This window comes from Kordiimonas sp. (assembly GCF_048260245.1).
In the GTDB taxonomy this organism is placed as follows: Bacteria; Pseudomonadota; Alphaproteobacteria; order Sphingomonadales; family Kordiimonadaceae; genus Kordiimonas.
In genome coordinates, this window is sequence record NZ_JBLXGZ010000009.1 from 66024 (window position 1) to 86088 (window position 20065).

Annotated in this window: 17 protein-coding genes; 8 read left to right on the top strand and 9 right to left on the bottom strand. The window is 55.8% G+C overall.

All coding sequences use genetic code 11. The features are described from left to right. Positions 1 to 176: 176 nt before the first annotated feature. The 3 genes from ACN0VM_RS06935 to ACN0VM_RS06945 form a co-directional block, all read right to left on the bottom strand. A complete protein-coding gene (locus ACN0VM_RS06935; protein ID WP_417450137.1) occupies positions 177 to 3302 on the bottom strand; it encodes a TonB-dependent receptor in 3126 nt (1041 codons plus the stop codon). Positions 3303 to 3642: 340 nt separating this feature from the next. Beyond that, positions 3643 to 4653 carry a LacI family DNA-binding transcriptional regulator gene (locus ACN0VM_RS06940; protein WP_417450138.1) on the bottom strand — a complete coding sequence of 337 codons (1011 nt, stop codon included), beginning with the start codon at positions 4651 to 4653 and terminating at the stop codon, positions 3643 to 3645. Between the two features lie 38 nt (positions 4654 to 4691). Continuing rightward, positions 4692 to 5924, bottom strand: a complete 1233-nt coding sequence (locus ACN0VM_RS06945; protein ID WP_417450139.1) for a nucleoside permease — start codon at positions 5922 to 5924, stop codon at positions 4692 to 4694. Between the two features lie 157 nt (positions 5925 to 6081). Between ACN0VM_RS06945 and ACN0VM_RS06950 the strand changes: the two genes are divergently transcribed. After that, entirely contained in the window at positions 6082 to 7182 is a 1101-nt protein-coding gene (locus ACN0VM_RS06950) for a Gfo/Idh/MocA family protein (protein ID WP_417450140.1), read from the top strand. A 15-nt stretch (positions 7183 to 7197) separates the two neighbouring features. After that, entirely contained in the window at positions 7198 to 8109 is a 912-nt protein-coding gene (locus tag ACN0VM_RS06955; protein ID WP_417450141.1) for a sugar phosphate isomerase/epimerase family protein, read from the top strand. A gap of 3 nt (positions 8110 to 8112) precedes the next feature. On the opposite strand, the gene ACN0VM_RS06960 is transcribed toward ACN0VM_RS06955, so the two are convergent. Further along, positions 8113 to 8622 (bottom strand): gluconokinase, encoded by a 510-nt coding sequence (locus ACN0VM_RS06960; protein WP_417450142.1) that lies wholly within the window; start codon positions 8620 to 8622, stop codon positions 8113 to 8115. A 155-nt stretch (positions 8623 to 8777) separates the two neighbouring features. Here ACN0VM_RS06960 and ACN0VM_RS06965 point away from each other — a divergent pair, with 155 nt between their 5' ends. The 6 genes from ACN0VM_RS06965 to ACN0VM_RS06990 all read left to right on the top strand — a co-directional run bounded on the left by ACN0VM_RS06965 (position 8778) and on the right by ACN0VM_RS06990 (position 15433). Then, positions 8778 to 9317 carry a gluconate 2-dehydrogenase subunit 3 family protein gene (locus tag ACN0VM_RS06965; protein ID WP_417450143.1) on the top strand — a complete coding sequence of 180 codons (540 nt, stop codon included), beginning with the start codon at positions 8778 to 8780 and terminating at the stop codon, positions 9315 to 9317. Continuing rightward, positions 9314 to 11035, top strand: coding sequence for a GMC oxidoreductase (locus tag ACN0VM_RS06970; RefSeq protein ID WP_417450144.1), 1722 nt, complete (start codon positions 9314 to 9316; stop codon positions 11033 to 11035). Before ACN0VM_RS06965 ends, ACN0VM_RS06970 begins: the two co-directional genes overlap by 4 nt. Next, positions 11035 to 11886: a TIM barrel protein gene (locus ACN0VM_RS06975; RefSeq protein ID WP_417450145.1), complete on the top strand. Its 852-nt coding sequence runs from the start codon at positions 11035 to 11037 to the stop codon at positions 11884 to 11886. The genes ACN0VM_RS06970 and ACN0VM_RS06975 overlap by 1 nt, the downstream gene beginning before the upstream one ends. Positions 11887 to 11891: 5 nt before the next feature. Further along, complete coding sequence (locus ACN0VM_RS06980) at positions 11892 to 12929, top strand: SMP-30/gluconolactonase/LRE family protein (protein ID WP_417450146.1); 1038 nt, start codon at positions 11892 to 11894, stop codon at positions 12927 to 12929. After that, on the top strand, positions 12922 to 14271 hold the full coding sequence (locus ACN0VM_RS06985) for a GntP family permease (protein ID WP_417450147.1): 1350 nt from the start codon (positions 12922 to 12924) through the stop codon (positions 14269 to 14271). Before ACN0VM_RS06980 ends, ACN0VM_RS06985 begins: the two co-directional genes overlap by 8 nt. 742 nt (positions 14272 to 15013) lie before the next feature. Then, positions 15014 to 15433, top strand: coding sequence for a hypothetical protein (locus ACN0VM_RS06990; protein WP_417450148.1), 420 nt, complete (start codon positions 15014 to 15016; stop codon positions 15431 to 15433). Positions 15434 to 15476: 43 nt separating this feature from the next. Here ACN0VM_RS06990 and ACN0VM_RS06995 read toward each other — a convergent pair whose 3' ends face one another. From ACN0VM_RS06995 to ACN0VM_RS07015, 5 genes are read right to left on the bottom strand one after another with little or no spacing between them, the layout of a single operon-like run. Then, positions 15477 to 16847, bottom strand: coding sequence for a glycerate kinase type-2 family protein (locus ACN0VM_RS06995; protein WP_417450149.1), 1371 nt, complete (start codon positions 16845 to 16847; stop codon positions 15477 to 15479). Beyond that, complete coding sequence (locus tag ACN0VM_RS07000; protein WP_417450150.1) at positions 16837 to 17583, bottom strand: class II aldolase/adducin family protein; 747 nt, start codon at positions 17581 to 17583, stop codon at positions 16837 to 16839. Before ACN0VM_RS07000 ends, ACN0VM_RS06995 begins: the two co-directional genes overlap by 11 nt. 45 nt (positions 17584 to 17628) lie before the next feature. Continuing rightward, positions 17629 to 17946 (bottom strand): DUF4387 domain-containing protein, encoded by a 318-nt coding sequence (locus ACN0VM_RS07005; RefSeq protein WP_417450151.1) that lies wholly within the window; start codon positions 17944 to 17946, stop codon positions 17629 to 17631. Further along, positions 17946 to 19331 (bottom strand): acyclic terpene utilization AtuA family protein, encoded by a 1386-nt coding sequence (locus ACN0VM_RS07010; RefSeq protein WP_417450152.1) that lies wholly within the window; start codon positions 19329 to 19331, stop codon positions 17946 to 17948. Before ACN0VM_RS07010 ends, ACN0VM_RS07005 begins: the two co-directional genes overlap by 1 nt. A gap of 32 nt (positions 19332 to 19363) precedes the next feature. After that, entirely contained in the window at positions 19364 to 20065 is a 702-nt protein-coding gene (locus ACN0VM_RS07015) for a GntR family transcriptional regulator (protein WP_417450153.1), read from the bottom strand.

The following is a 20065-nucleotide window of genomic DNA, read 5'->3' on the forward strand; positions in this document are numbered from 1 at the left end:
CTCTGATAACCCCCACATGGTGGCCCTTTGTTCTTGCTGGAACTTTGGGCGACCGGAGACACGTCCGTCAATAGGCCTGACGTGCCACTATAACGGGAAGGGCCGCTCCACGGAACGGCCCTGCCTTATTGTTTGGACTGATTTCCACGCCGGATTACCCCGTCGCAGGCATCACATCAGAACTTGTAGCGTGCGCCGAGGAAATAGCGCGGCGCGTTTTCGCGCGCAAACCAAAGCTGGTTTGTCGCCCGGTTATAATCCCGCGAGTTTTCCCCGGTGATGTTGATTGCTTCCAAGGACACCGAGATGTTTTCCGTAACCGCATAACTCACGTTCACGTCGATCGTTGCAAACGATTCTGTAAACGCAGGGTTATTGAAACTGTCACCACGGTTGGCATTGGAGAGGAAGCTATCGCGCCAGTTATAGGAAGCGCGAGCAGAGAAGCCATAGTTCTCATAGATCAGTGTCACGTTTGCCGTGTCGCTTAGCCCGACAAGTGCAAACTGGTCCTGACTTGGATCAGCGCCGACATCAAAGTTGATGTCGCCATCCACCAAAGTATAGCTGGCCGCGATACCAAAGCCAGTATCTCCGAAGAAGTGTTGCGCAGCAAATTCAAGACCACGGATAGAGGCTTGTTCTGCGTTCAACGGTCGGGTGACATTGATGTCCAGTTGAGGGTCATCCCCGTTTGCAATCACATCATAGTCTGTTTCCAGACTGGTGTAATAACCCGCGTCCAGCACACCGTCGGTCGAGTTGGCCTGATATTCCGCAACAGCGGCATCAACGGTCCCAAGTTGGTCAATCAGGGCGGTCATGGCAAACATGCTCTGGTTGGTTGCGTCCGCACCAATGCTGGCAAGAGCGTCCAGTGCATCGCCTGACCGAGTACCTGGCGCACCGGACGTCACGTCACGAATGCCAAGTTGTTCGACGACCGTACGCTGACCGACAAAGTTTTTCACATTCTTGTGGAATGCACCAACCGAGATAAAGTCGTCATCACCATAGTACCACTCAAACGACAGGTCGAAGTTCTCCGACACCAGAGGCAACAGGCTGGGAGTCCCCGCCGATGCCGTAACCGGGTTACCCAGGGCCGACGGACCTGTCGGTTGGCTGACCGCGATACTGGCGTTCAGATTATCATAGGACGTCCGTGCAAGCGTTTTGCTGTAGGAGAAACGCGTGACAAAGTCGTCGGTCATATTGATGGCGAGGTCGAGGTTCGGCAAAAAGTTATCATACGACGCCGTTTGCGTGAATCCTTCACCACTGGCACCTGCGACACGCGCAAAGTCGTTATCGCCTTCCCAGATGATGTCGGTTGTCGGCGCAGACTGCGTGAACGAGGTTACATCCGTTTGCTCATAGCGCAGGCCTGCACTGATCCGCACCGGACGGTCAGCCAGTTCAAATTCGCCATTAAACTGAGCGTAGACAGCCAAAATCTGTTCTTCGATAACGTCGAAGTTGCTTTGCAGCAGGCCAATGGTGTTGCCCTGGGCTTCATAATAGGGTGACGTGGCATCCCAGATATCAAGGGCGTTGCCGCGCACGCCAACCAAACCAGGGGTGATATCAAAGTCACTGAAGGCGTCATCCCAGTTGAACTCTTGCAGCGCACCTGGTGCCAGCTGTTCTATGTCGCCAGGGTTAGTTGCACCCCAGTTACCCATGGTCTGGCGGTAGAGGGCCTCGGACGTTTCGTTTTTCTGCTCACGATAGTTTCCGCCGAAGGTGAAGGAGATGCTCTCGTCCAGCTCCCAGTCTGCCCGGAAATCAATCTGATCAATCTCATTGATCTGGCTGATATCGCGAAGATCGTTAGCAATCTGGGTACTGACGTCCTGAACATCATAAACGCCATCACCATTGCTGGCGACCGAATCGTCACGTACCGCACTGATGATCGGATAACCGGTCGAATAGTCAACAGAGTGCGACCTTACAACCGGCATTGCCATCCCTACGTTTGTTTCGGCGAAGCCGGAACGGGCGTTGGGTGAAACCTCGGCTTTAGATGTATGGGCATCCAACGTCAATGTAAGCGAATTGGAAACATCATAGGAGACATTGATACCGAAGGATTCAAGCTCATCCTTGGTTGCCCGGTAAGCTTGCTCCATAGCGTAATCTTTCACGCCGCCGCCGCCGACTGTCTCCGACAGGAAGACAGATGTCGCAACCACGTCGCTGTCATCAAAGGTCACCTGATCAAACGGGCGGTTAAACCAGTTAGACAGAGACGTACGCTGTTCCGATGCTTCTGTTTGTGCAATCAGTACATCAGCCTTGATTCGCAGTGAGTCGGTTGGATTATACTGCAACACAGCCTGACCGTTAATGCGCTCACGCGTGATATCGGCAAACTGATGACGGCTGTCTTTTGCCACAGCAACAAGCCGGCTACCATCACTTGGCAGGCCGGTTATTACCGTGCTGTCATTGACCATGCCGTTTGACGGGTCAAGGAACTGGTCTGCGGTGAAGATATCCCAACCTGCGTTAAAGACCGCTCCCGCACCGGTATCGCGGCGCGAATAGCTGCCGAACAGGCTGATTCCGAACTTTTGTTCGTCATCGCTCCAACTCACCATGCCAGTGATATCCGGGGTGATTGAGTTACCCTCGTCCACACCAGAGTCATGCGCAGCCTTCGCAACGATCGTGCCTGCGAAACCCTCTGTGTCCAGCGGATTACGAGTTTCGATGTTAATGGTTGCACCCACACCGCCAGAAGCGATGTCAGCCCGGCCGGACTTGTACACCTGCAGCGAGCGCACGCTTTCAGATGCAAGGTTTGACAGGTCAAATGCCCGGTCACTTGCCTGACCGAGAAGACCCTGACCGTCACCACCAACAATCGGAATATCGGCAGACGGCATCGTACGGCCGTTTACTGTAATCTGGTTAAAACCGGCACCAAAACCACGAACAGTGACTTGTGAACCTTCACCCGCTTGTCGGTTAATGGATACGCCAGTTACTCGCTGTAGCGACTCGGCAATGTTGGAGTCCGGGAATTTACCCATGTCCTCGGCGACAATGCCGTCCACGATACCTCGTGCGTTACGCTTGATATCTGCACTAGCCTGAAGTGATTGACGAATGCCGGTGACTACGATCTCTTCGAGCGCATCCACATCGGCATTAGCCGCGTCCTGAGCGGTGACGGGCATCGCCAGTCCCACCGTAAGCATGGCAGCAAATGAAGTGCTTCCCAACAGCGTTTGAACCGTACGCATAGATGCAGACGGCCGCTTCCGGGACCTGATAATAAATTGGTCGGTCATCGTTCCCTCCCTCAACTTCCCAACTATTTTCTACTAACCTCGTGCCAAGACCCGCGGATAAACATCGCCTCGCAATCTGGCAAAGTCACCAGACAACAGATACCCCTAACAAATTTGCGATGTACCACATCTAAAAGGCAGCCCCTTCCCAGGACATACCTGCTTGGTACTGATCAAACTATAATGTAACCGGTTACATTATGCAAAAAAAAATTGCTGCTACCGCCATATTTTTGCAACTTTCTGTCAAACGGCTAATTTAATTGAACTTTTCCGGGAAAAATTTGCGGGAAAAACCATTTCAAATTGAAAGCCGTCGTCACCATGCCAAGCCAAGCCGTCAATCGGACTGAGACGCAGGCCCCGTACTGGCACGAATGGCAATCTCAAACGGCATCAACTGGTGCCGTCGTTTAATGGCTTCTCCGTCTATCAGTTTAAAAAGCTGGTTCACAGCTGCAGGGCCAAACTCCTCAGAGGGTTGGCGCACACTTGTGAGGGCGGGTTCCATATATTTGGAAAAGGGCAGGTCATCGAACCCTGCCACCGACACGTCCCCGGGCACGGATAAACCTGCTGTTTTAATGCCGCGCATCGCACCGAACGCCATCTCGTCATTAAAACAGAACAGCGCTGTAGGCGCCCTGCCACGGGCCAGGAGGTGCCCCGCACCCTGCTCACCAGAATCAAGTGAATAGTCGCCTTCAACAACAAGGTTTTCATTAAAATCAATGCCTTGACTGGCCAACGCCTCCTGATATCCGGCCATGCGCTCACGCGTTAACGGGCTGTGCGGCGGTCCTGCTATCACACCAATTCGGCGATGCCCCAGACCAATAAGATAGTTCACAATCGCCTTTGCTGCTTCCTTGTTGTCCAGCCGGACGGTAGGCATGCTGTCATCATCAACGCATTCGCAACAGTTTACGATCGGCAGGGTCTGTCCAGCTTCCTTTTCCCGAGGGCCCAGCGGATAGCGCGCACTTAACTGGATAATACCGTCGGTCTGGCTCGTCAGCAGCAGCTGGGCCAACTCCTGCTCGGTTTTGGGATTACTAAGTGTATTGCCCAGAACAACATTATAGCCTCGCGCGCGCGCTGCTTTTTGAATGCCGCTGATCACACGCGCGAAGAAAGGGTTCGACATGTCGGGGACCAGAACAAGAATGGAATAGGTTTTCTTGGAGCGGAAAACCTGTGCCATCATATTAGGCTTATACTCAACCTCCCGTGCGGCCTCTTCCACCTTTTTACGGGTTTTCTCTGATACGACGTCAGGCTTTTGCATCGCACGGGACACAGTAGCAACCGACACGCCGGCCTTTTTCGCGACTGCCCGAATATTTGTCATTCTCAATCCCTGGACTACTCGGCCCCAACCTGGCGCCCTCAAGGACGCGCTGGAACCTCAGCCGCTTTCTCGCGTTTTGTGTCGTCTTTAAATGTTACCTGGAACAACAAAGCCACGAACGCCGCAAAAATGCAAGGCACCCACCATATACTGGGCCAGTCCTTTACCCCTTCGGCGGTGAAATAGTCAACCGTCGCACCTGCCAGGACCGAGCCGATGGCGAGCCCGACACCATATGTCAGCATGGCGATAAAACCCTGAGCGCTGGCCCTGATTGATTTATCGGCTTTCTGATCAACATATATCTGGCCAGTGACAAAAAAGAAGTCGTAGCAGATGCCGTGCAGCAGGATACCGCCATAAAGCATCCATGACGCAGTCTCCCAGTCACCTGCCGCAAAAAGTGCATAGCGCAGAACCCAGGCCAGCATGCCCGCCAACAACATCCACTTAACGCCAAGCCGCACAAACAGCAGCGGCATCAAAACCATAAAGAAGACTTCGGACGCCTGCCCCAGGCTCATGGTTGCCGCAACAGACGACATGCCAGCTTCATTGAGGAAAAGGTTGGTGAAGGCATAATAAAATGCCAGCGGGATGGAGACCAACAACGAACACAGCGCAAAAACAGCAAACGAACGGTCTTTCAAAAGCGCCAACGCATCAAGACCCAAGAGGTCACGCATTGTGGTTTTACTGCCCGCATTTTGTGGCGGCGTGCTCGGCAGCGTGAAACTATAAAGACCCAGAAGCAGCGACGCCCCGGCGGCCAGCTTCATCGGCACCGATGTCGCCTCCACATCCGAAACAAAGCCAGACAGGCCAAAACTGATCACCAGCCCAGCCGCAATCCAGCCCAGCGTGCCCCAAACCCGAACCTTGGGAAACTCGGTATCCGGCGTGTTCATCACACCAAAGGATACCGAATTCACCAGCGCCAGTGTCGGCATATAACAGATATTATAAAGGACAAGCCCGATGATAATCGCGGACTGGGCAACGAGGTCCGACACAATGAACAGCATCAGGGCACCACATATATGCAACACGCCAAGAAGCTTTTCGGACGAGAAAAAACGATCCGCAACCATACCGACAAGGAACGGCGCCACCATCGCGCCGATATTATTGGTAAGATAGGCAAAGCCAATGTCGGCACCACCAAAGCCAAGCCGCGCCAGATAGGTACCAAGGGTCACAAACCAGGCGCCCCATATAAAAAACTGAATGAACATCATGGCGCTCAAGCGCGCGTGAACTGAAGCCGACACAAGACCCCTCCCTCAACGTCATAGCGCGCTTTTAGCACGCCGCTGTCTTCCCGGGCAAAGAGTAGGCATTTTAGCATACGCTTGACAAGATAAAATGTAACCGGTTACAAAGCTCATCAACGATAAGGTCGCTCATACGTGGGCAGGGGAAGGTATCGTGTACAGATCATCAGTAGCAATTGCCGGTTCGGGCTTTATGGGTTCGACACATCTGGAAGCCTTGCGCCGCCTTGGCATAACAGTCGCGGGCGTCGTATGCAGTTCGCCTGAAAAAGCGCAGCAGACCGCCAGCGATTTTGGCGTACCAAACGCCTATGGCAGCTATGAAGATATGCTTGCCGACTCTGCGGTCGGCGCCGTACACATATGTGTGCCCAATAATCTGCACTACACCATGGCCAAACAGGCGCTGCTCGCGGGCAAGCACGTGATGTGCGAAAAGCCGCTCGCTATGGATTCGCGAGAAACTGAAGATCTGGTATGGGTTGCAGAGCAGTCCGGCCTTGCCGCAGGTGTTTGTTATAACCTGCGCTATTATCCGCTTAATTTTGAAGCCCGCCACCTTGCTGGCGGCGGTCAACTTGGACGCCTATTTCATGTAAATGGCTGTTACATTCAGGACTGGCTACAATTGGAGACCGATTTCAACTGGCGTGTGGACAGCGGGAAAGGTGGCGCTCTAAGGGCTGTTGCTGATATCGGCACCCACTGGATGGACATGGTACAGATGATCACTGGCCAAAAAATACACCGGGTGTTTGCTGACCTTGCCACTGTGCATGAAAGCCGATCCCATGCCGGTTCTGCTATGCCTGTCGACACCGAAGATTGCGCCAGCATTCTATTTCGTATGGATGGCGGGCTTGCGGGCAGTTTTTTTGTTTCCCAGGTTGCGTCAGGCCGTAAGAATACTATTCGCTATGAAATTTCGGGCGAAAAGGGTGCAATCGCCTGGGATAGCGAGCGACCGGAAGAATTATGGCGCGGCTATCGGGGACGGACGAATGAGACAATGGTAAAAGATCCCTCGCTCCTGAGCGCGGGTGCCATGCGTCACACGTCCTACCCCGGTGGTCACATGGAAGGCTACCCGGATACATTCAAACACTGTTTCCACGACTTCTACAGCTATATTGAGGCGGGGAATTTTACTTCACCGCCTCCATTTCCAACATTTCCGGACGGCCACCGCGAACTGCAATTATGTGAAGCCATCCTCAAGAGCCACCGGCAGCAAAGCTGGGTAGAGGTTGGCTAAAGTTAGGAATAAGGTATGAAATTCGGTTTCCAAAGCGCTATTCTGGCAGATCTCTCATTTGAAGAAGTGATTGATTTTGCGGCCGAAAACGACTTTGAATGCGTTGAAATCATGTGTTGGCCGAAAGGTGAGGCTGACCGCAAATATGCGGGTGTAACCCACCTTGATGTTTCTGACTTCTCCGCTGACGATGCAAAAATAGCACTGGACTATGCTGCAACCAAGGGCGTCGCGATCAGTGCGCTCGGGTATTATCCCAACCTGCTGACGCCAGACGCCGAGGAGGCCGAAACCAGCCTGCGGCACCTCAAAAAAGTCATTGAAGCGTCTCATTTGATGGGCCTTGACCTTGTCACCACTTTTGTGGGCAACGACTGGACCAAGTCCGTGGACGACAACTGGCCACATTTCCTCGCCATCTGGAAACCCCTGATGCATTTCGCTCAGGAAAAGGGTGTGCGTATAGCAATTGAAAACTGTGCCATGTATTTCACAGATGATGAATGGCCAGCAGGCAAAAACCTCGCTTACAGCCCGTCCATCTGGCGACGTATGTTCCGTGATCTGGACAGCGACTATTTTGGCCTGAATTATGATCCATCCCACCTTGTCTGGATGCAAATGAACTATATGAAGCCACTGGAAGAATTCAAAACGCGCTTCTTCCATGCCCATGCAAAAGACGTGAAGGTAGACCGTGACAGACTTGACGATGTCGGCACCATGGCAGTGCCCCTCTCCTACCATGACCCACGCATCCCTGGCCGCGGTGACATCGACTGGAAAGCCTATATTGCGGCGCTGAAAAAATCAGGCTTTGACGGCGCTTTCTGTATCGAGGTGGAAGACAGCGACTATGAAGCATCCCTCGACGACCGCAAGCGCGCCCTGCGGGAAAGCGGTGCCTTCCTGCGACAGTTTTTATAGGCTCTACAGCGCAGGCATTTCCAACCGCCGTTCAATCTCGGAGATCAGGACATCGACTGGGCGGTCGACGTCGACCTTGATGGCAACACTCGGCACCTCAAGCGCATCAAACTGGCTATCCAGCAGTGACAGGGGCATGAAGTGGCCGTCCCGCCCGCCCATACGCGCGGCGATAACCTCGCGCGTACCGTCCAGAAAGACAAACCGGGGCACCACCTGACCGGACGACAGCACGCGCCGGTATCGGCCCTTGAGCGCTGAACAGGCCAGTACAACACCTTCGCCCATGGACATCTGTTCATCCATAAGCCTGACAAGTCGTTCAAGCCATGGCTGACGATCCTCGTCGTTAAGCGGCACACCCGCGCGCATTTTTTCCACATTGCTGGCCGGGTGAAAATCATCAGCATCAAAAAAGCTGTAACCTAGTCGGTCGGCCAGACACCGTCCTACGGTGGATTTACCGCAACCGCTGACCCCCATAATCACAATGGCCGCTTCCGGACACATCATACTTCCCCCCTCCGAAGCAAAACCTTTCATGGATCAAGGTTTCACTTTAACTTTGGAATTTGATGTTGCAAATTCAGCAAAGCGTAATATGGTAGTTTTCAGGGAATGTAACCGGTTTCATTTTGGTTGCATAGGGAAAAATGGGAAGGTCCGAAATGCTGGACAGACGACAAGTTCTGCTTGGCGTGACTGCGCTTATGGGCGGTGGTCTACTATCCACCTCCGCGCTCGCGCTGGAAAAAAGCCTGACGGCAAACGAAGGCGGCAAGACCACAATTCTTTCGGCCAATCAGTTGAAAGCTGTCACGACAATCGCTGATATCATCATACCGGAAACTGACACATCTGGCGCTATCGGTGCCGGGGTGCCCGCATTTATTGATCATGCGCTGAATGCCTGGCTTCTTGAGGAAGAGACACAGGCGTTTCTCGCCGCGCTTGATGATTTTCTCGCGGCGTATCCGTCCTTCCTGCCCGCCAAGGCTAGTCGGCAACACGATCTTGTCGCCGCAATAGACGAACAGTTGCCCGCACTGCCCTATGACGTTCGTTTCTACCGCCAACTCAAGGAGTTGGTTCTGGTCGGATATTACACATCCGAGGTCGGCGCCACTGAGGAGCTGGCTTATGATCCCGTACCCGGCGGCTACACCATCATTCCCGTGACAGCAGAAACAAAAGCGTGGTCAACATGACAACTTCGACAAAAAACAACGGTGCCCATGATTTTGACGTGCTGATCATCGGCTCCGGCATGTCCGGCGGCTGGGTGGCGAAGGAAATGTGTGAACGCGGGTATAAAACCGCCGTGCTGGACCGAGGCGCACCGCTTGAACATGGCTCCGGATACGAGAACGAAAGCAAAGCACCTTGGGAAATGCCCAACCGGGGTGCCGTGAACAAGGCCGAGGCGGCACAGGACTATGAAAAATCCAGCCTGTGCTACGCCTTCAACGAATATACCAAACGCCACTTTATCAAAGACAGCGATTTTCCTTTTCAGGTGAAAAAGGACAAGCGCTTCGACTGGATCCGCAGTTCAAGCATCGGCGGCAAATCGCTTCTGTGGCACAGGCATTCCTACCGCTTCAGCGAGATGGATTTTCAGGCCAACAAACATGACGGATACGGCTGTGACTGGCCCATTCGCTACGACGACCTCAAGGACTGGTATAGTTATGTTGAGCGTTTTGCGGGTATCAGCGGGTCAGCTGAGGGCCTGCCGCAACTGCCTGACAGCGTGTTCCAGAAGCCATTTGATATGAACCCGGTGGAAATTGACGCCAAGGCCGCGATCGAAAAAGCCTACCCCACCCGCAAAATCATCATCGGGCGCGCGGCCCACCTGACCGACCCGACGGATGAGCAGCTTGAGCTTGGCCGCGGCCCCTGTCAGGCGCGCAATGAATGCCAGCGCGGTTGCTCGTGGGGCGGCTATTTCTCCAGCCTCTCGGCCACCCTTCCGGCGGCGGCGCGCACCGGCAACCTTACCCTGGTGCCCAATGCCATGGTGCAAGAGGTAGTCTATGATCCCGGCACCCAGAAAGCTTCGGGCGTACACATGCTGGATATGGTGACGGGCGACCGTGTATTTGTCTCCGCACGGGTGGTTTTTGTCTGTGCATCAACTTTGGGCACGACACAAATCTTGCTCAACTCCAAAAGCGCGGCCTTCCCGAGCGGCATCGGCAACACCGGCGGTGCCCTTGGCCATTACCTGATGGACCACATATCCGACGCTGGCGCTTTCGCCGTCGTCGATGGCTATGAAGACATTTATTACAGCGGCCGCAGACCAACGTCACTGTACGTACCGCGCTTCCGCAATGTCACAGAACAGACCGACGAGTTTCTACGCGGCTACGGCATGCAGGGCGAAGCCCAGCGCATGAGCTGGCCGGCCGCGATCGACGCACAGGGCATCGGCGCGGACTTCAAGGCCAAAATCCAGAAGCCTGGCCCTTGGACATTCTGGCTCAAAGGTTTTGGCGAGATGCTCCCCCGGCATGAAAACCATGTGTCGCTGAGTACGACACAAACAGACCAATGGGGCATGCCGCTGCTTGAGATCAGTTGCGCCTATAGCGATAACGAAATGCGCATGAAGCAAGACATGCAGAAAACCGCGACCGAAATGCTGAAAGCTGCTGGCTACAAAACAGTCAGCCCGATTTATGAAGAATCATACCCTGGCATTGCGATCCACGAGATGGGTACCGCGCGCATGGGCCATACGGCCAATGACAGTTATCTTAACGCCCATAACCAGTGCCACAACGTGGATAACCTTTTTGTCACCGACGGTGCTTCCATGGCCTCCACGGCCTGCCAGAACCCGTCGCTGACCTTCATGGCGCTATCGGCCCGCGCCGCCGCTTATGCGGATGAGCAATTGAAAGCAGGAGTGATTTGATGAAACAGTTTGGTATGACACGGCGCTCGTTTCTGCGTTCCACCGCCGTTGCCGGTGCAGCACTTTCAGCCCCCGCTTTCCTGACCGCTTGTGGTGAGATTCAGGCCAGCACCCAACCGATCGGCGTACAGCTTTATACCTTGCGTGACCTGATGGCGAACAACATGGCGGATACCCTCGCCGGCGTTGGAGCCCTTGGCTACAAGGAAGTCGAATTCGCTGGCTATTTCGACCAGTCATACGCTGATATTGGCCGCTGGCTGGCGAAAAGCGGGCTGTCAGCCCCGTCGGCCCATGTGTCCCTTGGCGTGTTGAGTGAGAACTTTGATGCCGCCCTTGAGGCCGCTGCAGCCCTTGGCCATAAATACCTGTTTCTGGCATGGTTGGCGCCTGAGGACAGAACGGTCCGTCGGTATCATGAAATTGCCGAGCTTTTGAACAGCAGAGGCGAAAGCGCCAAAATCGCCGGTGTGCAGCTCGGCTACCATAATCATGAATTTGAGTTTGAGGACCATGACGGCGTGACCGGTTATGACATCTTCCTCAATGAGACCGACGCCAACCTCGTGAAATTCGAACTTGATCTATATTGGGCCCGCGTCGCGGAAGTTGACCCGCTGGCACTCATCAAAAAACACCCCGGCCGGTTCCCTTGTGTTCATATCAAAGACTATGGCGCTGACGGTAAAATGGTTGATGTGGGCGACGGTCAAATCGATTTTGCCGCACTTTACGAACCACTCAAAAAGGCCGGCACCCAGCATTTCTTTATTGAGCACGACCAGACAAAAGCCCCGATGAAGACGCTTGACCGCAGCTTCAAGGCGTTCAAAAGCGCAATCGGGGCATAGTCCCGGTGCGCGTGGTATCAAAGACGCTATGGGCAGCCTTGCTGGTATGCATGTCCGGCCTTCGGGCAACCGCCGAAGACCATATCATCCGCTTTGACCCAGCGCTGGATGACATTCTGGCGCCAACGGCAGAGATAAAGCTGTTGGCAAAAGGCTTTGTGTGGTCGGAAGGCCCGGCCTGGGACAAAAAGCGCAAGCGGCTCTATTTCTCTGACGTGCCCGAAAACAAGGCCTATGTCTGGTCGCCCGAGGACGGAGTAGCCGTATTTCTTGATCCGTCCGGGCATCCAGGGGAAAGCCGGAAAGGTTTTCGCGAACCGGGCTCCAACGGCCTCCTGATGGCCTCCGACGACCAGTTGCTGATTGCCAACCATGGTGCGCGCGCGGTGGAAATATACTCCCTTTTGACGGGGCGGCGCGAAACACTGACGGGCCGTTATCAGGGCCGCCGGCTCAACAGCCCCAACGACATAGCGCTGGCACCGGACGGCACGCTTTATTTCACCGACCCGCCATACGGTCTTGAGGGCATCGACGCGTCACCGCTGAAAGAACAGCCGCACAACGGTGTCTACGCTCTCGGTGAAACCGCTGATCCCGTCCTGGTCGACGATGAACTGAGCTTCCCCAATGGGCTGGCTGTATCTCCGGACGGAACATTGCTTTATGTTGCCGTCTCGGATCCAGCCAGCCCGACCATTTACCGTTACACAAAAGCTGCACAGGGTTCCGACGTAACGGATGCGGACGTCCCGCAATTTGCCGGGAGAGAGGTCTTTTTTGATGCCTCTTCCTATCTGGCCAAAGGCTGGCCCGGCCTGCCGGACGGCATGGCCGTGGCCAGTAGCGGCCATATCTTTGCGACCGGACCGGGCGGCGTCTTCATCCTTGCGCCCAATGGTAAAGCGCTTGGCCTCATCCGGCTTGATCGCCCCACCGCCAACTGCGCCTTTGGCCTTGACGGCAAAACGCTTTTTATCACATCGGCAGACCGCCTTCTGAGCATCAACACCCTAGCCACCGGAGCGAACTGGCGTGACTGACCCAATGCACCCGCTGCTGGCGACCGGCGGTGCTGTCGCACTGCTGCTTTGGCTTGTATTGAAGCTGAGGATGACACCCTTTCTGGCCCTTCTTGTAACCACACTGATTGCCGCACTCGCTGCTGGCATGCCGCCCATGCAGGCAATCGAGAGTGTTAAAGTGGGAATGGGTGGAACCCTTGGCTTTATTGCCGTTATCGTGGGTCTCGGTTCCATTTTTGGTGCCCTTCTCCAGGCCAGCGGCGGTATTGAAGCCCTCGCCGCCCTATTCATACGCGGCAGCGGAATCAAACGGCTGCCGTGGCTTATGGGTTTCCTTGGTGTCATCGTAGCCATCCCGGTGTTCTTTGATGTCGGCCTGATTATTCTGGCTCCCATCATCTTTGCGCTGGCCGCTCGGCTCAAAACGGCGCCCGTCCAGTTGGCCATCCCGCTGCTGGCAGGGCTGGCGACTGCCCATGCCTTTGTGCCGCCAACACCCGGTCCCATGGCGGTCGCCGACCTGTTGCGCGCTGATATTGGCTGGGTTGCGCTGTTTGGTGCGCTGGCCGGTATTCCGGCCATGATCGTTGCCGGCCCCCTATGGGCAGGTATGCTCGACCGACTGGGGTGGCTACCTGTTCACAAGCAAGATAGTGCTCCAAATGACGCACCGCACGTGACCGGGACTGCATCCGACGCGCGCAAAGCCCTGCTGGTTATCATCATGCCGCTGGCCCTCATATGTGTGGCCACCGTCGCGCCCCTGTTGCTGGGCGACGGCAAGTCAAGTGCGCTGTTACAGTTTATCGGCCATCCATTCTCGGCCTTGCTGCTGTCATGTGGTCTGGTCTACATGCTTTTCAGACCTGACCACGACGAACAGCGGGCAAAATTCAGGCAGGTATGCGAACGCGCACTTGAGCCTGCGGGTGCCATTATTCTGGTCACGGGAGCAGGCGGAGCGTTCAAACAGGTATTGGTCGACACCGGCGCGGGCGCTGAGCTTGCCGGTGCTGCGCTCGGCCTTGGTTTCGCGCCCCTTGTCGCCGGTTTTGTGCTGGCACTTCTTGTGCGGGTGGCACAAGGCTCTGCCACTGTCGCCATGATCACTTCAGCCGGCCTGACGGCGCCAATCGTCGAAGCGGCTGCCCTAAGTCCGCAACAGACAGCCCTTACCGTGATTGCCATTGCCGCTGGCGCCACGGCAGCCTCCCATGTCAACGACAGCGGTTTTTGGCTGGTCAGCCGGTACTTTAATCTGAGTTCGGCAGAAACACTGAGATCCTGGACGGTATCATCAACGCTCATCGGTGTTACGGGCTTTTTGGCAACATTGTTGTTATCGTATGTCATTGCATAAATACGCTGCCCATAACGAGCAATTGTAGAGGAACAATAAAGTCATTTCATAGCTGCCAAGTAGGAACAAAAAAGTTCGTTCAAATGAAAATGGCCTCAAAAACTTGCAACAGCAGATTTTTAAGAGGATCGTCGAGAAGCACATCTAGAACTTAAGACCACAACGGCGCTAGTGTGCAATGCGAATAGTTGTGACGCGTTACACTGAAAATTTTGAATAATTGCCAAGCGTATCGCAACACAAACTCTCCTTCATCGAAGCGGTGAACTTCTCATCCTTAAAGCGCTAAGAGCTGAGGTGATCGAGGGGTTAGAGGCAAAGTTGGCGCGCGAGATCGTTTTCGAAATTGCCCTGCCTGATCACGTGCTCGCAACCACTAAAGAAGAATGGAATGTCCGCAGGCCAGGTTTCGATCATGCCCTCGGAATTTGGTCGAAAGCCCATATGCCCTTTTTCTGAAAAAGCTCGTCGCAACACGAGCTGCATTCTCCGCTAGGGACCATCGCGCCCAGAAGTCCTACTATCTCCAGCCGCAAACACCTCGCTTTGCAGTCAGACATCAATCATCTTCCACCGGAAAGGTTCAAGTTCACCTGGGTAGCCCGCTTGGTTAGAGACAATCCGTGTCCTACCGATTTAACGTTCCGTGGAATAGCGGGTATGGCCACAAATCCACACATTCGGCGATAGATGCCGGTTCTCGATATCCCTGTCCCAGCCATTGTTGAAATAGGGACTGAGCGTGTCACCCGCATACGTCGGCGCGATTGACACCATCATTGTGTCCGCCGTTTTTTTTCGCGCTGGTGGGCAAACCTGTCCCGGCCACAAGCCCGTGTCCGGCGCACGTTCACGCTTGGGGCTGGCTATCGGCTATAACGTCGTGAGCCAGTTAGCGGCGGACAGCGGCAGGCGCGCGCTGGCACCGACCGAACTGTCCTTCGGCATCCTGATGATGTCGGTGCAGTTTGTGATCTGGTCCGGCGTGGGCCTTATGCCCCTGGCGGGGTGGGCGGCGCTGATGGCAGTATATATATCTTATCCTGCGCTTTGGCATATTCAAACACGTGACCGGCTATGCGCCAGACCTTTATGCTTCGCGCCTGTCGTGGCGCTGCGCGATTGCCATCAATGTTTTTGGTATCGCCGTTCTGACGGTTGATCTCGGTGCTCGGCTTGTGGGGGCCGGTTGATCCGCTGACCGGCTATTCCAGATAGATCGCGCGGAAATCATTGACGTTGGTGAAGGTCGGGCCGGTGACAAGCAGGCTGTCGAGCGCCTGGAAAAAACTGTAGCAGTCATTGTTGCCAAGGTAGGTTGCCGCCTCCAGCCCTGCAGCTGTTGCCTTGTGCCATGTTCCGGGCGTGATAACAGCGCCTGCGTTGTCCTCTGACCCGTCGATGCCGTCTGTATCCGCCGCCAGCGCAGAGATGGCGGGGTGGCCTTCAAGGTGCAGGAACAGCGACGCCAGATATTCCGTGTTGGGCCCGCCCTTGCCGCCCCCGGTTTTTGTGACGGTTGTCTCCCCGCCCGATAGCAGCACACAGGGCAGTTTGACCGGGCAGGTGCCGTTGGCATATTTTATGGCAAGCTGGGCGTGCCGCGCGCCAACGTCGCGGGCTTCACCGATAATGTCGTCGCCAAAAATAATGGTGCCAATGCCGTGTTGTTCTGCCGCTTTTGCCGCTGCGCGCAATGATGTCATGGGCGTGCCGATGAACCTGTAGGAATGCGGCGGGCTGGAGGTTGTGGCGCCTTGTCGGGGCTGGGCGTCCCGGTCCAGAATGTCCAGAAGCACATCGGACAATGGCACATTGTAGCGTTTGAGTATCCGGAGCGCATCGCGCGGGGTGGCGCTGTCCGGCACAGTGGGACCGGACGCGATATCAAGCGGCGGGTCACCGACCACATCTGAAATCGCGAAGGTGAAAACCTTGTGCGGGTGGCACATATCGGCAAGGCCGCCGCCCTTGACTTTGGAAAGTTGCCGCCTGACGGCGTTGATCTCGCGGATGTCGGCACCGGCGTGCATCAGCGCTTTTATGGTGTCGCGTTTTTCCGCTAGCGTCAGCCCATCGACCGGTTGGCACAAAAGCGCGGACCCACCACCTGAAACCAGAAAAATGACCTGCTCATCCGCCCGGCAGGTTTTGGCAAGCTCGGTCAGTTGCGCGGTGGCGCGGATATTGTCCTCGCTCGGGTTCGGGTGGTCACCTTCCAGCACCGTGATATGGCGGGTGGGTTTGCCGTAGCCGCGCCGGGTGATCACAAGCCCGCGCACGGGGCCAGACCACGCGTCCTCAAACGCTTGCGCCATAGCGGCGGCAGCTTTGCCTGCACCCAACACCAGCGCGGGGCGGCTTGGGTCAAGATCAAAAAAATGCTGAGGGCCAAACGTGGGCCGTGCTGCATCCACCGCGGTATCATAGAGCATACGCAAAAAGGCGACGGGGTCTTCTCTCAGGCTCATGGGTGGGCATTCCTCAGCACAGCTTGTCGTGGTGGTCGGGCGCCGTTCATTGCCGGATTTCAGCCATGGCATGCCCAACCACTGGCGCAGTTTTTCAACAATCATAGCCGGGATTCTGCCGGTCAAGCCGCCGCTTGAGCGCAGGCCATACCAGATGGTTGGAAACATCGGGCCCCATGGCGGCGGCCTGCTGCCGCACCACTTCCTGCACATTGTCGGCCGGCATGCGCAATTCCCCACCCGCTTGTGCCGCAATCTGGATCGAGCAGGCGGTTTCAAGGAAATACATCGTGGTGAAGGCCTCGCCAATGGTGCCGCCCACCGTCATGGTGCCGTGGTTCCACAGCAACATGGCGCTTTTGTCGCCAAGGTCGGCAACCAGCCGTGGCCGTTCATCATGGTTCAGCGCAATGCCCTCATAGTCATGATAGCTCAGTTGGCTGTTCAGCAGCATCGAGGTCTGGTTGATAGGCAGCAGCCCCACTTTCTGGCTGGAAACCGCGACGCCGTCGCGCGTGTGCAGGTGAATGACACACTGGGCATCTTCCCGCGCGGCATGCACGGCGGAATGGATGGTGAAGCCTGCCGGGTTTACCGGTTGCTCGCTGTCATCCACCTTGTGGCCGTCAAGCCCCACCTTCACCAAAGATGACGCGGTTATCTCCTCAAACAGGGCGCCAAACGGGTTGACGAGAAAATGATGTTCCGGACCCGGCAGGCGGGCTGAGATATGGGTGAACACAAGGTCGTCCCAGCCAAACAGTGCCACAAGGCGGTAGGCGGCGGCGAGGTCTACCCGTGTTTGCCATTCGGTGTCTTGTTGGTCGGATTTATCAAACATGAAACTCTCCTTTTCCCGCCTTTTCCCGACAGGGCGGTTCAGTCTTCAGGATACAGCGTCCAGCTCAACATCCAGAAGACGGACAAATTGCTGGCCACAGTGCATGTCGCGCTCTACCTCGCCGCCCTGCGGGGAGGACCGACCATAGGATATTTTCACCATATTGAGGCTGGGCACGGGGAAGGCTTTCACAGTTGCCGCATCCGCACCAAACAGCCGGTTAAAAAGATCCGGACCGAGTGAGGGGCTGGTGGCGTATTTTTTGAAGTTTTCATCACCATCAAAAAACAGATCGAACGTTACCCAGAAAGGCCCGGCGTTTTTGGACCGCACATGTTGACAGACATCATTGACTGTAGGCATCAGGCTGCTTCCTCTTTCTTGAGATCGATAAAGTTGGTGCGGAGAAGCTCCATAGGGTTTTCGGTTGCGATAACATGGTTCAGCAGGAATTCGTAAACCGGGCCGCGGTCGATATCGGCCGGGCTGAAAGCAAAGCCGTGGCTTGGCAGTTCTTCATCCAGGTTCAGCGGGAAGTGGAAGAAATACGGGTTGCACGCCTTGGCCATCTGCGAGGCGATTTCCTGTGTCTCGGCTGTGGCGACAAACAACACGCCAATCTCGCGCGGGGGCGGTGTGTCGGCGGGCAGTTTTTCACCCGACACGGCGTTCCAGCCGTACATGCGTAGCGAGATATGGAACTCGTCATCCTTCAGCCCCATGGTCTTTTTGACCCGCTCGTTCAGCACTTCAAGCATATTGTCGTGGAATTCATCCACGCGGGAGAGGATCTTCGGGTCCTGGACGCCGATCAGCATGATGGTCTGATAGCGGCCGATGCCTGCCCCCTCAAGCTTCATGGTGTAGGGCTTTTTGTTCCAGACCGAACCGGTCACCCGCACGGTGCGCTCATCGGCCTGCGTATAGACGGCGTTGGTGACATCCAGCACACCACCTGGCTCCGTCAGTTGGTAGGGGTTTGATGTCTCATACAGCATATGTGCCGAGACACTATGGGGCGAGCAGCGGTTGGTGGTGGAAAGTGGCTCAACCTCGAAACCTTCATTGTCAATGTGAAGGAGCACGCCAGACCCGTTGGTTGGATAGTCGGAACATTGTGCACCGCATTCCGCCACCTTGGCGGCGTGCCACGAAGGCCCCCACGGCGCGCCTTTCCAAAGCGCGAAGCAGGAGATAACGGCAGTGTCTGTCGTGCGGCCACCCAGGATGATATCAACACCGTCTTCGAGGGCTGCTATATAAGGCTCCACACCCATGGCGGCAACGATATGCTCACATGCGTCGATAGCGCTGTCGTCAAGCGCGCCTGAAGGCGGCAACGGGGTGATCTTGCCGTCGGCGTTTTTAGCCTTCAGCACCGCCTTGTCCTGTTCGGAATACAGCAGCGCGATGCGGGGCTTGATGCCCAGTTCACCCGCGACTTCAAGCGCAATGTCACGCGTCCAGTTAACGTTTTTGTCGCCGCCCGCTTGCCCGGACGTGCCCACGATCAACGGGATTTGCGCCCCATAGGCCGCTTTCATCAGAAGTGTCAGGTCACGCTTGACAGAACCTCGGTTGTTTTTCGACACGCCCAGCGCAAGATAGGCCGCGCCGCTGTCGGTGGACCCGGCGTCTGTTGCGATGACGGTTGCGCCCTTGCTCAGGCCGTAAGCCAGTTCTTCCTCACGCACACCCGCGCCGAGCGAGCCGACAGGCACAATGATCTTTATCGGTTTTTCCAGCATATATCAGTTTCCTTGCATCGGGACCGGCGTGTTTACGCCACGTCGCTTTCGGTTTGGTTTATTTCGTCCAGCAGTTCGCAGAAGGCAGTCGCTCGGTTGCGCAGGTGAATGCGCATCATACGTTCGGCGCGCGCACCGTCACCGGCCAGTACCGCGCGGATAATGTCGTCATGTTCCCGCAGCGAGTCCTCCGTGCGCACCCGGCCCGCCATTTCATTGAACCGCACCCGGTGCAACGGATAGGTGAAGCGTTGTCCGGCTTCCTTCAGATAGGGGTTGCCAGCAACTTCATACAGCAGGTCATGGAACAGTTGCCGCACGTCGGATGACTTCTGTGCGTCGCCGCCCAGCATATGGTCATGCAGGTCCTTGTGGCAGGCGGTCAGGCGCTGGGCATAGTCACCGTGATGGATGTTTTCAGCCGCCAGCCGGGCTGCAAAACTCTCGATCGCTTCCCTGACCTGAAAAACCTCACGCAGTTCTTTTTCGCCAAAGCCGCGCACGGTTGCGCCCTTGTGCGGTGTGAAGTCAAGGTAGCCTTCGCCGGCAAGACGACGGATCGCCTCGCGGATCGGGCCAAAGCTGACGCCAAACTGTTCGCTCAGGTCGGCGACAATAAGCCGCTGGCCTGCCTTGAACTCGCCGTGGCGCACGGCTTCCCTGAGCGCTGCGGTGATCTGTTCAACAAGGGTACCTGTGGCACCCGTCTCGCGTAATTTGGTTTCTTTTGCCAT